The sequence below is a fragment of the Alteromonas sp. ISO5 genome (assembly GCF_058105165.1).
The window spans coordinates 3,447,794-3,462,867 of sequence record NZ_CM176572.1; the positions used below are offsets into that span (position 1 = coordinate 3,447,794).

The window sequence follows — 15,074 nt, forward strand, 5'->3', positions numbered from 1 at the left end:
CTGTTCGTATCACATTCGATTAGTCCGGATTTACCGGTCAGGTGCTGTTTAGTGTCTGGCAGACACTAACCTGATGTAGAAACAATTTACAGGTAGAGTATTGTATGTTCTGGCAACAGAAGACGAAGACCAACCAGGCTATTCAGGCCCTCGAGCAAAGTATTATTGCGGTAGTCAGCATTGACGAAAAAAATAAGGTCACTTTTTTTAACCGTGCCGCAGAACAGATCTGGGGCTATCGAAAAAACGAAGTCATGGGCAAAAATGTCGCTATGTTACTGCCTCATGAATTGCGCGCTAATCACGATAGTTTTGTAAACCACCATCGCCAGACCGGTCAGGATAAAATTGTGGGTAGCTCCAGGGACGTACAGTTACAACGTAAGGATGGCAGTAAGCTGTGGGTACAGCTGTCATTATCTAAAATCTCGCTCAACGGGCAAATTCATTACACCGCCTTTGTGCGAGATATTTCGCAGGAGCGGGACTCCAGAGAAACCATGGCGCAAACCCTCGAGCAGGCGCTGGATGCGGTAGTCTGCATCGATGAGCATAATTGCGTTACCTTGTTTAATGCCGCAGCTGAAATCCTCTGGGGTTATGACCGTCAGGAAGTACTCGGACAAAACGTTAAAATGTTGGTGCCGCAAGCCATCCAGGCAAATCACGATAGTTATGTGAATGCCAATCGCGAAACCGGGCAGGATAAAATCGTGGGGACCAGCCGGGAAATTAAAATCGAACGAAAAGACGGTGAAGTGCTGTGGGGTCAGTTATCGTTGTCGAAAGTCAGGCTTGAAAACAAAACGCTGTATACCGCGTTTGTAAAAGATGTGACCCAGGAAGTATTCATGCGCGAAGAGCGGGAAATGCTCTCTATGGTGGCTAATGAAACCGATAATTCAGTGATTATAACCAATCCGGCGGGTGAAATTGTCTACGTAAATAAAGGGTTTGAGCGGTTAACCGGTTACGTACTGGCGGAAATAAAAGGTAAGAAACCAGGCAGTTTTTTACAGGGACCGGAAACATCAAAGGACACCATTGCCAGCATTCGCAAGAACCTGCATGACCATACGCCGTTTTATGACGAGATTCTCAATTACAGTAAAAACGGAGAGCCTTACTGGGTGTCACTGTCCATTACGCCGATTCTTAACGAGCAGGGGCAAGTAAAAAACTATATCTCGGTACAGGCTAATATTACCGAAGTTAAACAAATGGCACTTGATTTCACTAGAAAAATCAATGCTATCGACAATTCACTGGTGTTAATCGACATTGATAAAGACGGTCAACTCAAAACCCCCAGTGATCTGCTGGCGGGCAAACTGGGTTCAAGTGCCACTCAGCAGGCCTTTGTTGACCATGTTTTAAATGCACTCACGGCGCAACAAAAAACGGAATTGCAGGATAGTGGCAATATTAAATTGCAAATCAATTTTGGTCAGGGTGACTTCCTCTTGTCACTGGATGCCGGGATTTGCGCTCTGAAGAATTTTAAGGATGAAATTACCCAATACGTATTATTTGGCATTGATATTACGGCCCGCAGGATTGCGGTCAATCAAACCCAGGAAGCGATGAAAGGCGTGCTGGGTGTGAGCCAGACGATCAGCAATATTATTGGCACTATCAACGGTATTTCTGAGCAAACCAACCTGTTAGCGCTGAATGCGGCTATTGAGGCAGCGCGGGCGGGTGAAGTAGGGCGCGGCTTTGCTGTGGTGGCAGACGAAGTCAGAAATCTGGCTTCGCATTCACGGGATGCCAGTAATGAAATTGATAAACTGGTGAAAGATACGGTTACCCGAATAGATGACCTGGCCGGAATGTTGGGTAAAATTGATAAGTAGGAGACCGGGCGAATTGCGCACCCTGTGCAGTTGGCCTGATTATTGGTTAATTAAAGCACAGGCATTAAAATGAATAGCGTTAACACCATTTAACTGTGGCCTGGCAAACAAAAATCCCTGGAATTTGCGCACCCCGGCAGTATTCAGCCATAGCCATTCGTCAAAGGTCTCCACACCTTCTACAATAAGATGGCTACCAGTAGCGTTGGCAAACTCAAATACCGAATGCAGTATGGCCTGACGGGGGCCATTTTCATGGATACCACGGGTAATGGCGCGGTCCAGCTTAATTTTATCCGGCATCAAATCTGCTAGTAACGAAAGGCCGGCGTAACCCGCGCCAAAATCATCTAGTGCCAGGCGGATCCCCGTGGCACGAATGTCTTCGATTACGGCAAAAAAAGTGTCACTTTCTTTCACCATTTCACTTTCGGTGATCTCCAATACTAATTGTTCTGGTTGCAGACCACCTTCCTTCAGGTAGCGCAATAATTCATTTACCACCTGTTCTTTCTGGGTTATTGCGCCCGGCAGTAAATTAACCGATAAAGACTGGCCAGGCTGTAATAGTTTTGCTCCTTGCGTGATGGCAATCGCCTTAGATTTTAAATCGAATTCATATCGTTGTTGTTCGGGCAGATCGGCCAGGATTTGCTCTGGATAGTCCCCTTTATGATTACGTAATAATGCTTCGTAACACGAGATGACGCCAAGCCGGGTATCGACAATCGGCTGAAAGGCAAACTGAATCTGACTGGCAGGGTAGGGCTCCAGCGTAATTGCGCTGGTGGCAATTTTACAGTTAAGCGAAGCTTTGTCTTCTGCCGAAACGCAACTGCGCCAACGGCCGGTAGCAAAGCTGTTAAGTAGCGAAAATATTCTGCTGTCGCGCCTTACGGTCAGATCTTGTGGCAACCAGTAGCACTGGTTATCTGGATTTAAAACTAAGCTCCGTAAATTCCATTTCCCAAATTCGCGCTGGGAACAGGCACTGTCTAGTACTTTTACAATATTGGTATGACGTGGGTCAGTTTTAATATGTTCAAACAGACCGTGAATGGTTTTGCCTTCACCTTCGAGGATCTGAAAGAAGAATTCACCATCAAACAGCAATAAACCGGTTACGTTGTTGGCTTTATTGAAGGGGACTGAGTCAGCGACGATTTTATCAATATCCTGCTCAAACATCTTATGGGTTGTCCGACTCCGATACACCAGTTGTCTTAACATCAACGACTCCAACGATTACAGGTTACTGCTCCACATATTTAGTATAGGCACAAAAAGGTATACGAAAAGCGCTCTTCAAAAGTTTATTGATGCAGGTTAACGCACTTGTTCAGACGACCGAATCCCCGGTTTTTGCTTTTTAATGTTCTTTTAATCTTCCTTTCAAGCTTTATTCAGGCTTAAACAATACGCTTATTTATGTAGAACAGGCGGTGATTATTCAGCACTGGTTAGTTATCCAACCTCGGAATAAGTGAGTAATGTTATGCAAAAATTGAACTTAAAAATGTTAGTTGTTCTGTCGTTTTCTTCGGTCGTGCTAACAGGGTGCGCTACCGCACAGTCTCAGCAATTGAAAAACGCTACTAATGAGCCCGCGACAAACGGTGTGCCTGCGTCGGTTATAGATAATCGTCTGCTCTATTCGGACACCTGTATATCAGAGCGCGAAGTGGTTGAGGCTCAGAAACTTTGGGGAGATGGCATTGTTCGCATCGGTTCGGTGTATTCATCCAATGGGGACTATAAAACGGCCGCGGCGGACTTTATTCAGGATATGTACGGATACGACCTGAGCAGCGTGTTATTTAAACCGACGCTGGCTGCGAAGGTGCAGTTCAGATCGAGCTTTGACGCGGCATTATCCTACTTTGTTGGCGGCAATGAGGCCTACTCAGAAGATAAAGGCTTTGCAATCAAGCCTTATACCAAAGTGAAATTTGATAATGTTGGGATTATTAACAATAGCTGCAGCATGGCGGTGGCCATGGGGAATTATTATTTTACCGACACTAATGGTGGGGAAACCAAGGTCGAATACACCTTTGCCTACGTTAAAGACAAATCCGGTCAACTAAGAATTGTTGCTCACCAGTCATCATTGCCTTATTCACCGGCCTGAACCCTGTTTAGGATAAAAGCAAAGGGTAGCTTCTGAGTGCTACCCTTTATTATGCTTAATATACTGTTCCATTACCTGCTTAACGAATGCCTGACAATTGGTGGCAGTAGAAGGGTCGTAATGGCCGCCGTTAGTCAGATTATTGGAAAGTACCCGTATCCCCAAAAAAGGGATGCCATAACTGTGGGCAACCTGAGCTGCTGAGGCGGTTTCCATCTCTTCAGTGCTGGTCCCGAATTTATCATGTAGCCAGGCAATACGGTCGAGTTCATTATTCCAGAAATTACCACTGGCGATAGTGCCTTCCACTACCTTACCACGCTTATACTGATCTTCTACCGCGTGGGCCGCGGCGAGTAATTCAGCATCGCCAAGATAGTAACGTATACGTTCAGCATCTTTGGCGGAGTCTCCCTCGCCGGCACTGCCCTCGGAGGCGAGTAAATCCATAGGTAACCATTCAAGCGGCTTAGATCCCTCACCTTCATCACGAAAAGGCGTTTTATAATTACTTGCATTGACGCTTCGTTTACCCAAAACAATGTCGCCAACCTGCAAATCAGGATCGTGACCACCAGATGTACCCTGGTTAATAATGGCCCTTGGGTGATAACGCTCAATACCAATGGCCGTAGCGGCCGCAGTGTTTTCCAGGCCTTTGCCGGTTTGTGCTACGACAACCGGGTAGCCTTTGTAGGTACCAATATAAAACGTCGCCTGGCCTGCTTTTTCAGTGCGGACATTGCTCAGTAACGACGCGAAATATTGCGCTTCGATGGGCATTGGCCCCTGGATCATGACAGGTGGTAAGGCCTGCTGTGACGTGCTTATCTCTATACTTCGAAACGCATCTGCGTAGGTTAAAAAACTGCTTAAAGACAAGGCCAGCAACAGGAAGCAGGTGTAGCGTTTTTTCATTATTGATACCTTGATGAGGTTAGAGGAACCATTTCCAGACAATAAAGACAACCAGAAAGCCAAACAAATAAACCAGGCCGGCCCGGCTTAACCACAGTACCACAGGACCGCCTCTGAGTGATTCCGGGATATCGTGACGGTTGACCAGCCGGTAGTTCAGCCAGGCGAATACCGGAGTCGTCATAAAGGCCAGGGTCATGGCAAAACCCAGCATCGCCAGCAGGGCAGACTGGAAGAACAATACCATGGCAAAACTGGCTGCAGCTACCAGTAACAGCCATACCGCAAACACGCTATCAGACACATCCTGCTTACCTTTTAGCAGGGTGTAGCATTCCGCCAGCGCCCGAGAGTACCCGTCGTACACCGTAATGGCTGAGCCAAAAATACACAGAAAAGCGATAACAGCAATCAGATAACGGGACCACTCGCCGATGGTGGATGCATACAAATCCACTAACTGGTGAGAAAAGCCAATACCGCCGCTGGCCAGTTCCTGCCCGCTGCCATGCAGAACCAGACTGCCCAGTGCCAAAAACATTAACGCCAGCAGTAATGTCACCAGATAGCCAAGGTTGAAATCGAATAAGGCCGATTGTGGTGTCACCTTGGCTTCGTGGCATTGTTCTTTTAGCCATAACGATGTGATACCGGAAATTTCAATCGGGGCGGGCATCCAGCCCATGGTGACCACCAGAAAACCGATAGCCGCTAAGGTCCAGGGAGACGGCGACTCAAACTCGGCAGGTGCTACCGGGCCTTGCTGCCAGGCGATCACAGTGGCCGAAATGGTAGCGATGACCAGGGCTATCATAATAAGCTTCGCCAATTGATTAAGTGCGTGGTAATGGCCGGCCAGAAGGATAACCAGTGATACGATGAGTAATACCGCGGCCAGCCAGGGCAAAGCCACATCAAACGGAATAAAGTAGCCCAGCAAGCTGGCGGAGAACAACAATAGTGCTGCGGCATTAACGAAGGAGGAAATGCCGTTCAGCGCAAAGCTCATCAGTAAGTAGGGCTTACCCATAGTCAGGTAACCCTGCTGCAGGGTTTTGCGGCTGCTAATGGTATAACTGACCCCGGCCCGGAAGAACGGGTATTTAAACAGGTTAACGACGAGGATTAGCAAAGCCAGTTGCCAGCCAAATTTGGCCCCGGCCTGCGTCGAAGCCACCAGATGGCTGCCACCAATGGCTGCCGTAGCCATGAGTACACCCGGACCGAGTAGTTTAATTAATTTTGCAAAGGATAATGGGGCTTGGCTGTCAGCGCCTGACTGCATTGAGGGCACTTTATGTTCCTGTTGATTAATGGGGTATAAAAAGATAAGTCCAGTGTAAACTATTCTGCATCAGTGTTTGAGAGGAATTTATCCACTTTATCGGGGTTTACACCGTAATCTTGTGCCGACTATTCTAAAGTTTGCCATTGTATTAGGATAGGTGTTGCAGAAAGTGTTCTGCTAAGGAAAATAGTGAACGGAATCCATGCAAAGTGATTTGTAGGTTTTTTTAATCGCTTGTATGTGCACTTCTTTCAGTTTTTTGTAGCGCAACTGATCGCGATGGCACTGGTAATTGAGTTGGAGCTCAATACGCACGCTAGTCTATGTCAGACTGTAGTGGTGCTCCTGGGGCTTAACCTGGTGATCGCGCTTTGCTTACTGGCCTTTAACCGTGGCCCTTCACGTCTTGAACCGTTCGGTATTTTAATTAGTAATAATCACCTCACTGTTATTGAGTTTGGCCGCAAACACACCATTGATAAACAACATTACGGTGGTTGCCTGATGATTCGGGATATTCACTTTAGTGACTATGCGTTATCCTCGGTACAGAGCGGGCAGCGGTTTAAAGAGTTAGGTTGTGACAGCAAAAGTCGTTAAAACTCAGCAACATTTCACCGGACTTGGCTGTATGGTGACCGATGAAAACGATTAAAGCCATGCTGCGCCGTGACAAGCAGCGCATGCAACTATTACAGACCGTACAGGCATTGCAGTTGCCGGATTGTTTTATTGCCGCCGGATTTGTGCGCAATATGGTTTGGGATCACATGCACCGCTATACGCCTACACCGCTCAATGATGTGGATGTTATTTTTTATGACAAGCAACAACAGTTAGTATCTGAAGACATTGAAAAGAAACTGGCAAAAACGTTGCCTGGTATAAACTGGCAGGTTAAAAATCAGGCCGTGATGCATCACCGCAATCAGGAGCCGGCTTATCAAAACAGTACCGACGCCATGCGTTACTGGCCAGAAAAAGAGACGGCTGTGGGTGTGCGCCTGAATGACTATTACCAGTTGGAACTGGCTGCGCCTTTTGGGGTTCAATCTTTGCTTGAAGGCAAACTCACGTATAATCCACGTCGCAGTAAAGCAGTCTTTGAGCAGCGAATAGCCAGCAAGCAATGGTTGGAAAAATGGCCAAAGCTACAGGTAATAAGGTAAGCGAACGTACTTGTCAGGCTATGCCTGATACATTACCAGTCATGACGGCATTTAGTCTCCGGCAGTGGTGCCGTCTGTCAAATTGTTAGCCAGTCGCTTTGTTGCTGCAGTGACAGGCAGAAGCACCGCAAACCGCCGCTACAGGGGGAATCAGGAATGAATTTTTATGAGCAAGCTTAATACCTGGCGAAAGGGTTATCACCACCAACCGCGCTGGTTGCGTGTCAGTGAATGGTGCCTGCTGGCTTATTTGCTTTATGCGTTGTTACTGGGGCTGGTGACGCCCTATGTGTTAACGTCTAAATTGCCTGATGCATTATCACAAAGCCTCGGGCGTGAAGTGACAGTTGAGTCCATCTCAATTAATCCTTTCCTGTTACGTGTGCGGGTGACTAACTTTCGTATTGCAGAGGCAGACCAAAGCGATGACTTTGTGCGCTTTACGCAACTGGAGGCCGATGCGGCATTTTGGCGCACCGTATTAACCTTTACGCCAACCCTCGAACATTTTTATTTAAACGGCCCTTATGCGCGGTTAGGCCGTGAACAGGGCGGGGAAACCACGGAATTTAACTTTTCAGATATCATTCGGCATGTCCAGTCAAAATCGGCATCTGAACAGGCTAAAGAGGAACCTGATGATGAAGGCAGCATTCCACACCTGCGCCTTGGCTTGCTGAGCGTTACGGATGGCAAGCTGGAAGTCTATGACCGGGTGAGCGGTGCAGAACTGGAATATCCCGACCTGGCGCTGGAACTGATTAACCTGGATACTCACGCCACGATTTCGGATACTGCGCGAAGCGAGGACGACGGCAGTCCGGATAATTTGTATCAGGTAAATGTGACCACAACGGAAGGGGGCATGTTGTACGTGGATGGTCTGTTTCAACTGGCACCACTGGCCTTAACCGGCAAAGTAGTGATAAAAAAGCTCGCGCTGCCACCGTTATGGCCGTTGTCTGATGATATTATCAAAGCGCGGTTAAGCGACGGTACCCTGGATTTCTCGGTGGACTATGAGGTAAGTGAAACTCAGCAAGGGGTGCGGTTCATGGCAAGTGACGGCCAGCTGGCCATTCACTCACTGGCGCTGTCTGATACAGCGAGTCAACGCATCTCGCTGGATACCTTTAGCTTAACCGATATGCAGCTCGACACCAATTCACAACGTGTGGAGATTGCCAGTTTGAATCTTAAAGCGCCTTATATCAATGGCGTGTACGACAATGACGGACTGGACCTTGTTAGTCTCCTGATGCCGGCCGGTTTTGCTCAAACGAATACAGAACCCGACGTTAACTCACAATCCGAGGCCGCAACCGCATGGCAGGTTGTGCTGGGTAAGCTGGCGATTAGCGAGGGCGATATTCAACTGCAAGACAAGGCCATTGCGCAAAGCATGTACTGGCGGGTACACCCGATAACGGTGACGACCAGTGAAATAGACAGTCACTTCTCAGCACCAGTTGACTATGATGTCTCACTGACTATCAGCGGTAATTCTCAGGCTATTCCCGAGACTGCTCAGGGGGAAATAGTCACTCGCGGCAGCGCCGATCTGGCAACTCAGGCAGTTACCGGTGAACTCACTCTCTCGGATATCGCGCTGTCACAGGTCCAGTCTTACTTGGCTCCTTTCGTAAACCTATCCTTATCGGAGGGCGCACTGTCTGCCACTACCCGCTACAAAGTCGCCGACAGCGGCAAAACATTGCGGGTGAGCGGCGATGCCAGCGTTGCCAACCTGACCATTCTGGATGGATTGCACTACGAGCCATTAGTAAAATGGCAAACTCTGGACATCGCCGATCTGCGTTTCAGTCGTGATGAAAATACGCTGGATATCGCCTCCGTTGATATTACCGCGCCCTATGCGAAGATCCTTATCGATGAGCAAAAACGAACCAACATCGGTGCCATTCTACGTAGTGGTGAAACAGTCAAAAATGACAGGGAAGCGTCTTCTGACAATGCGCCGGAAATCGGTAACGCTGAGGGGGGCTCGGTACCGCTGGCAATCAGCATTGCGGCGATTAACCTGACTAACGGTAGTGCTTATTTTGCCGATGAGTCTTTAACACCGCAGTTTGCGTCGAGTATTGAGTCGTTAAATGGATCTATTGAGCAACTTACCTCTGATGCGGGAAGTGCCGCTAAGGTTGCGATTAACGGAAAAATAGATAGCTACGCGCCGGTTTCCCTCAAGGGCGAAATTAACCCCTTACTGGAAGCGCTGTTCCTCGATCTGGACTTTGCCGTCGAGGGCGCAGAGCTGACCTCGGTGAACCCCTATTCAGGCACTTACATGGGGTATTACATCGACAAGGGGTTATTGTCGCTGGATGTAAGCTACAAGGTGAAAAATAGTGAGCTAGAAGGTGACAATCATGTGGTCATTGATCAACTCACGCTGGGCAGAAAAAGCGATTCCGAACAGGCGCTGAGTTTGCCGTTGGGTCTTGCTGTAGCGTTGCTGCAGGATAACGATGGGGTGATCGATCTGGGTCTTGAGGTGTCGGGCGATCTGGATAATCCGGATTTCAGTTTCGGGTCGATTATTTTAAATGCCCTGGGCAACCTGATCACCAAAGCCGTGACCGCGCCATTTACCTTTCTGGCCAGCCTGGTGGGCAGTGAGGATGAACTTAACCGGGTCGATTTTACCGCTGGCCAGGTTTCACTTAATGAACAAGCTACACAACGCCTTACCATGCTGGCCGAAGCGCTCAATAAGCGACCGGGTTTACGGGTGAGTATTGAGGGCACGGTTGATGCCGTGAGCGACGCCCGGGAACTGGCCGTGGTGCAACTACACCAGCAACTACTTGAGCGCAGTGAGCTGGATACTTTACCGGATAATCTGACTGCCAGTAATGTCCCCCTTGAAGGACCGCTGGCGAATGCCCTGGAAACCCTGTTCAGCGAAACGCTTGCGGTTTCTGTTCAGGACGAACAACAGCGGATCCGGGCGCAACTGCAAAATAATAACGACGAACCTGTCACCGAACAGCAGGTCACGCGGGCCCTGCATATTGCGATGTACAATCGCTTGAGAGACAGTATTTCTATTACCGAAAATAAGCTGACGGCACTGGCTCAGGAGCGCGGCAAGCGAGTGAAAGCCTATTTGGTTAATCAGGCTCAGGTAGAAGCCGGGCGGCTTTTTTTACTTAACAGTCGGGAGCATCTGCAGTCTCAGTCGAGCAGTGTGGAGTTGTCGCTGCAGGCAGATTAAGTGGATTAGTCACCATTACTCAAAAACAGAAGCGAGATCAAACCTGACAAGTTTCTTGGGTACGCAGAGCGGACATTGGATTTTCTGACCGTATGCGCTAACCGCGCCTGCAAGGAAGCTGATTTTGCACGGTCGGTATAACACGCTGTTAGCGCAGCGAGGGAATAGTGTATGAGCTAGTCAAAGAATTGATAAGGGCAACTATGTCCGCTACTGACAAAATTCCCCGTCAGGCCCTTTCTGTCATGATATCAGTTGTAAAGTACCTTTAGCGCCTTGCATCCCGCCAATTGCTTTATTTAATGAAATTTGATATCCAACTAGAAAAAATGATAACGGCTCATCAGATAGATATTACAGTTTTAATGGATTTTATATGATACAAGCAGTAATTTTTGATATGGACGGGACTCTTATTGATTCAGAGCCTTTGTGGAAACAATCCGAAGAAGAGGTTTTTTCATCTGTCGGTGTCAATGTATGTAAGAAGCTTTCTGCTAAAACTGCCTCTATGACGACGCGAGAAGTCACTGAATTTTGGTTTAGCCATTTTCCTTGGGCGGGTAAAAGTCTAGAACAAGTAGAACATGAAGTTATTGACCGTGTAGCAACACTTATTACTGAGAAGGGTGAGTCACTGGATGGAGTAAAAGAAGTCCTGGATTTTTTTCATAGAAAGGGTCTGAAAATAGGCTTGGCGACAAATGCTCCTGCCAGATTAATTCCGGTAGTGCTAAATAAACTTGGTATATCTAAGTATTTTCATTGTACATCGTCTTCGGAGCACGAAGTTCAAGGAAAGCCGCATCCAGCAGTTTATTTAACGACCGCAAAAAAATTAAAGGTTAACCCTTCAAAGTGCATTGCATTCGAAGATTCGTTATCCGGAATCATCTCTGCCAGAAAGGCGAATATTAAGACTGTCGCAGTCCCACACTGGTCAGAGTTTTCAAATAAAAAATACAATATATCTCACCTAAAGATCAGTCGATTAACAGACTTTAACGATTTTCATCTGGAAGAACTAGCGAATTGTGTATAAGTATGCATACGCAGAGTGGGGCCAGAACAGGCAAAGCTCTGGCCTCGTATAAGTTCTGGCGTTGATGCTAAATGTCCACTTCCGACTTTGGATTTAATAGGCGTTTATTTATTTAGCGTAGTGCTTTTTCTCAGCGACTGATTAAGAAAATCAATAAATGAGGTCACTTTCAATAACGGGTACTTTCTGCCCGAATAAAATGCATACAAGACTAAATCATCAGGTTCTTCGGGCAAATCTATTTTGATTAGTTCACCGCTTTCCAGCTCATTACGACAAGCATCCAGGGGCAATATCGCAAAGCCTAAAGCATTTAACGCGGCTGCTTTTGCCATTTGCCCACTATTTACTTTGTAGGTCGATGAAACATTAATCGTAAGGCCATTTTTGAAGCGCCATGGCATGCCTTGCAACACTGATAAACTCGTAATACAGGGGGAATTGCTGAGTTCTTTCAGTGATTCAGGTTTTACATGGTGTGACAGCAATTGCGGTGCTGCGACAATACAGCTGGGTAGGCGTATAATTTCTTTTGCAATCCAACCGGAGTCTTCCAGCCGGCCGCGATCAAATTTAAATAATATATCGAACCCTTCCATCAAACTATCAGTGGGATTGAGTTGCGTATCATAACTTAGATTAATTCTGGGGTGTTGAGCACAAAATTGTGCAATGGCATCGGCAAGAAAAGGTAAATCAGGTGCAACAATTTTCAAATGGCCTGCAATGCTATTTCCATAGCGGTGAACCTCTCCAAGCGTATCACTCATAGCCGTCATTAATGGTGAAAGTCCGTGGTATAACTGTTTACCCGCTGTTGAGGCTACCATCTTTCGTGTAGTTCGCTCGAGTAAGCGAACATTCAGGGCTTGTTCTAATAATGCCACATGTCTGCTGACATTCGAGGTAGGCTGTCCGAGTTTTTCTGCTGCCAGTTTAAAACTACCTGATTTAAATACGCAGTTAAAACTCAATAACCACTTCAATTCAACCTTATCTAACATAATTGTCTCATTTTATGGGATTGTTAAAGTAAAAATACCATGTTTATCCTGCTGTATAAATTTGAGAAGGTTGCCTTATACTTCGATACAGGACATTAAGAGTGAAAACAGTGAAGAATATAGCCATCATCGGCGGTGGCATCGCAGGCTTGTCTCTGGCAATCCTGGCCCGAAAGCAAGGTATTAACGTAACATTGTTTGAAAAGTACACTACGTTTTCTGGCTCCGGTGCAGGCACCACCCTTTGGCCTAATGGTACCTTTGTACTTGAACAATTGTGTGGGCTGGACAAGTTTATCGGGCAGGCTGGGAGGCCCCGATTAATGTGCCAGTATGATCGCCAAGGCGTTCAGAAGAATGAGTTTAATATTGAGGAACTGAATACTGCCACAGGATTCCCGACCTTGAGTATTCTAAGACGTGATCTGCTCCACATTCTCTCTGAACAACTGAATAAGCTGAACATAACGGTACATTTTAATCACAATATACACGCTAGAGAGATCCCAAAACTTCAGGAACAGTTTGATTTGGTTGTCGGTTGTGACGGCCGCCTCCAGTCTCCAGTCCGCGAGATACTGTATAAAAAGACTATTGCTCCGCAATACCAAGGTTTTGTTAATATCATTGGGATTAGTAAATTAAAACAAACTCATTCAAACCAAACGATTCAGGAGTATCGCGACAGTGGAGAAAGATTTGGGATCGTTCCTGTAAATAATCAATTCTGCTATTGGGCGGCTGCCTGGCCATGCTCGATCGATAAGAAAAGAACACAAAAAAGTTGGCATCATGAAATGCATCAACGTTTCGCCCGCTGGCCTGACGATATCCAAAAGGTATTAGATTGCTCGGAAGAAAGCTCTGTTAAGCGCATATTCGTGCATGATATCGACCCTCTACCTTACTGGCACAACAAAAACCTGGTCATGATTGGAGACGCTGCGCATGCTTCATTACCAACCTCAGGCCAGGGTGCTTGCCAAGCACTTGAAGATGCATGGCATTTATCCAGGTTGTTAAGCCGCCATTCGACGTTAGACAAAATGTTAGGTGATTTTTATACGAAGCGCATACATAAAACAACGAGTGCGCAAAATATTGGCAGACATGTGGCGCAGCAAATCTTTCACAATAAAGAATTGACGGACAACCCCTTACCGGAGATGTCCGCGACTCAACTTAGCAAGCTCTATATGCATGGGTTAGAATAAATTCCTACCAGAAAATAATAAAGCCAGAGTGTCGTATGGTGGAGATAGGGATGCGGTTGCCAATCAAGATTAAAATCCACTTCTGACTAAAATCAGAAGTAGAAAATCACATCCTTGTACATCTGCTGTTTGTCTGTCGCCGACTTTGAGCTATGCCAATCAATCTGATTGCCATGCCTAAGTTTCCTGCTAAATGGAAGACAACTTATGGCAATTCAAATTCATTCACCTTGGAACAAAGGCCGCATTGTCGGTCAGAAAAAGCCTCTTCAAATATCACATATATGGGGTATCTGAATTCGTTTAGAGCTTGAAGGGCGGACATTTAACTTCGCATTCTTTGCGTGGCGGGTATTAAGATTATAGGCGATGCTCGCTTCTCTAAAAGTTAAGTGATTGTTTCCATTGCAAAGCAGATGAATTCAAGTGGTTTACCTCGATAATCGACTCAGCGGGCTCACTACACCGTTTACACCTTGCTGAAGTACATGAGTATAAATTTGAGTGGTTTTAACATCTGAATACTCAGTTTCAGATATTCGTCAACCTGTGCAATTTGATTTCTGATAAAAGGAATAAGTTCTGTTGCTAGTGCAACAACGCGAAGCTGCGCGGCTTCCATACTTCTAAAACCGCTGTCATTGCTCCAGGTATTTCTCCACTTCAAATAGGTAGAGACGGTCCTTAGAGAATACTGCCTTAACAACATGTATTCAGAGACGTGATTTTAAAAAGGGGGCTTATCTTCATTTTGCTCAGCTATATTCAAGAAAACGACCCACTTGCGCGTTTTCGTCCTTTGCGAAATGAGCTCCGCCATCTTATAGGCATTACCTACTTTGACTTTAAGAGATATCGTTCTTCTGGCACTATGGATAAAAACGAGCCCATGCTTGGTAGAAAAACGCGTAATTTGTGCACTATTAAATTAATGGAATGGATGCGCCTAAACTACTCTAGTTACTGAGATAATGTTTAGGAGAAAGCGATGAAACAGCAAGTCGCGACACTTGGTATTGATATCGCTAAAAATGTATTTCAAGTATGCGGGATCACTACATTTGGTAAGAGTGTTTTTAATAAGAAAGTATCTAGAAGTAAGCTGCTTTCATTTTTAGCGCAACAACCGAGTTGTATTGTAGAAATGGCGGCTTCAGTAGTTTACATTATTGGGCTCGTGAAATATCAAAGCTAGGTTCATGGCGTCAAACTCA

12 protein-coding genes are annotated in these 15,074 nt (G+C 46.4%); 8 read left to right on the plus strand and 4 right to left on the minus strand.

What is annotated here, in order from left to right; translation table 11 throughout:
• Positions 1-104 precede the first annotated feature (104 nt).
• Positions 105-1,856 carry a methyl-accepting chemotaxis protein gene (locus AC2T0J_RS15425; RefSeq protein WP_489806667.1) on the plus strand — a complete coding sequence of 584 codons (1,752 nt, stop codon included), beginning with the start codon at positions 105-107 and terminating at the stop codon, positions 1,854-1,856.
• 39 nt (positions 1,857-1,895) lie between these two features.
• Here AC2T0J_RS15425 and AC2T0J_RS15430 read toward each other — a convergent pair whose 3' ends face one another.
• On the minus strand, positions 1,896-3,086 hold the full coding sequence (locus tag AC2T0J_RS15430; protein WP_489806668.1) for a diguanylate phosphodiesterase: 1,191 nt from the start codon (positions 3,084-3,086) through the stop codon (positions 1,896-1,898).
• Positions 3,087-3,351: 265 nt separating this feature from the next.
• Between AC2T0J_RS15430 and AC2T0J_RS15435 the strand changes: the two genes are divergently transcribed.
• Complete coding sequence (locus AC2T0J_RS15435) at positions 3,352-3,987, plus strand: phosphoribosyl-AMP cyclohydrolase (protein WP_489806669.1); 636 nt, start codon at positions 3,352-3,354, stop codon at positions 3,985-3,987.
• 39 nt (positions 3,988-4,026) lie between these two features.
• Here AC2T0J_RS15435 and AC2T0J_RS15440 read toward each other — a convergent pair whose 3' ends face one another.
• Positions 4,027-4,905, minus strand: a complete 879-nt coding sequence (locus AC2T0J_RS15440) for a 5'-methylthioadenosine/S-adenosylhomocysteine nucleosidase (RefSeq protein ID WP_489806670.1) — start codon at positions 4,903-4,905, stop codon at positions 4,027-4,029.
• A gap of 19 nt (positions 4,906-4,924) precedes the next feature.
• Entirely contained in the window at positions 4,925-6,190 is a 1,266-nt protein-coding gene (locus AC2T0J_RS15445; RefSeq protein ID WP_489806671.1) for an NRAMP family divalent metal transporter, read from the minus strand.
• A gap of 282 nt (positions 6,191-6,472) precedes the next feature.
• On the opposite strand from AC2T0J_RS15445, the gene AC2T0J_RS15450 reads away from it, so the two are divergent.
• The 4 genes from AC2T0J_RS15450 to hxpB all read left to right on the plus strand — a co-directional run bounded on the left by AC2T0J_RS15450 (position 6,473) and on the right by hxpB (position 11,642).
• Positions 6,473-6,793, plus strand: a complete 321-nt coding sequence (locus AC2T0J_RS15450) for a hypothetical protein (protein WP_489806672.1) — start codon at positions 6,473-6,475, stop codon at positions 6,791-6,793.
• Between the two features lie 41 nt (positions 6,794-6,834).
• Positions 6,835-7,362 carry a nucleotidyltransferase family protein gene (locus tag AC2T0J_RS15455; RefSeq protein ID WP_489806673.1) on the plus strand — a complete coding sequence of 176 codons (528 nt, stop codon included), beginning with the start codon at positions 6,835-6,837 and terminating at the stop codon, positions 7,360-7,362.
• A gap of 166 nt (positions 7,363-7,528) precedes the next feature.
• Complete coding sequence (locus tag AC2T0J_RS15460) at positions 7,529-10,600, plus strand: DUF748 domain-containing protein (protein ID WP_489806674.1); 3,072 nt, start codon at positions 7,529-7,531, stop codon at positions 10,598-10,600.
• 376 nt (positions 10,601-10,976) lie between these two features.
• Positions 10,977-11,642, plus strand: a complete 666-nt coding sequence (hxpB, locus tag AC2T0J_RS15465; RefSeq protein ID WP_489806675.1) for a hexitol phosphatase HxpB — start codon at positions 10,977-10,979, stop codon at positions 11,640-11,642.
• 104 nt (positions 11,643-11,746) lie between these two features.
• Here the strand turns inward: hxpB and AC2T0J_RS15470 are convergent, their stop codons facing one another.
• Positions 11,747-12,646, minus strand: coding sequence for a LysR family transcriptional regulator (locus AC2T0J_RS15470; RefSeq protein ID WP_489806676.1), 900 nt, complete (start codon positions 12,644-12,646; stop codon positions 11,747-11,749).
• Between the two features lie 101 nt (positions 12,647-12,747).
• Here AC2T0J_RS15470 and AC2T0J_RS15475 point away from each other — a divergent pair, with 101 nt between their 5' ends.
• Positions 12,748-13,860: an FAD-dependent oxidoreductase gene (locus tag AC2T0J_RS15475; protein ID WP_489806677.1), complete on the plus strand. Its 1,113-nt coding sequence runs from the start codon at positions 12,748-12,750 to the stop codon at positions 13,858-13,860.
• A 988-nt stretch (positions 13,861-14,848) separates the two neighbouring features.
• Positions 14,849-15,055, plus strand: coding sequence for a hypothetical protein (locus tag AC2T0J_RS15480; protein WP_489806678.1), 207 nt, complete (start codon positions 14,849-14,851; stop codon positions 15,053-15,055).
• Positions 15,056-15,074: the final 19 nt, after the last annotated feature.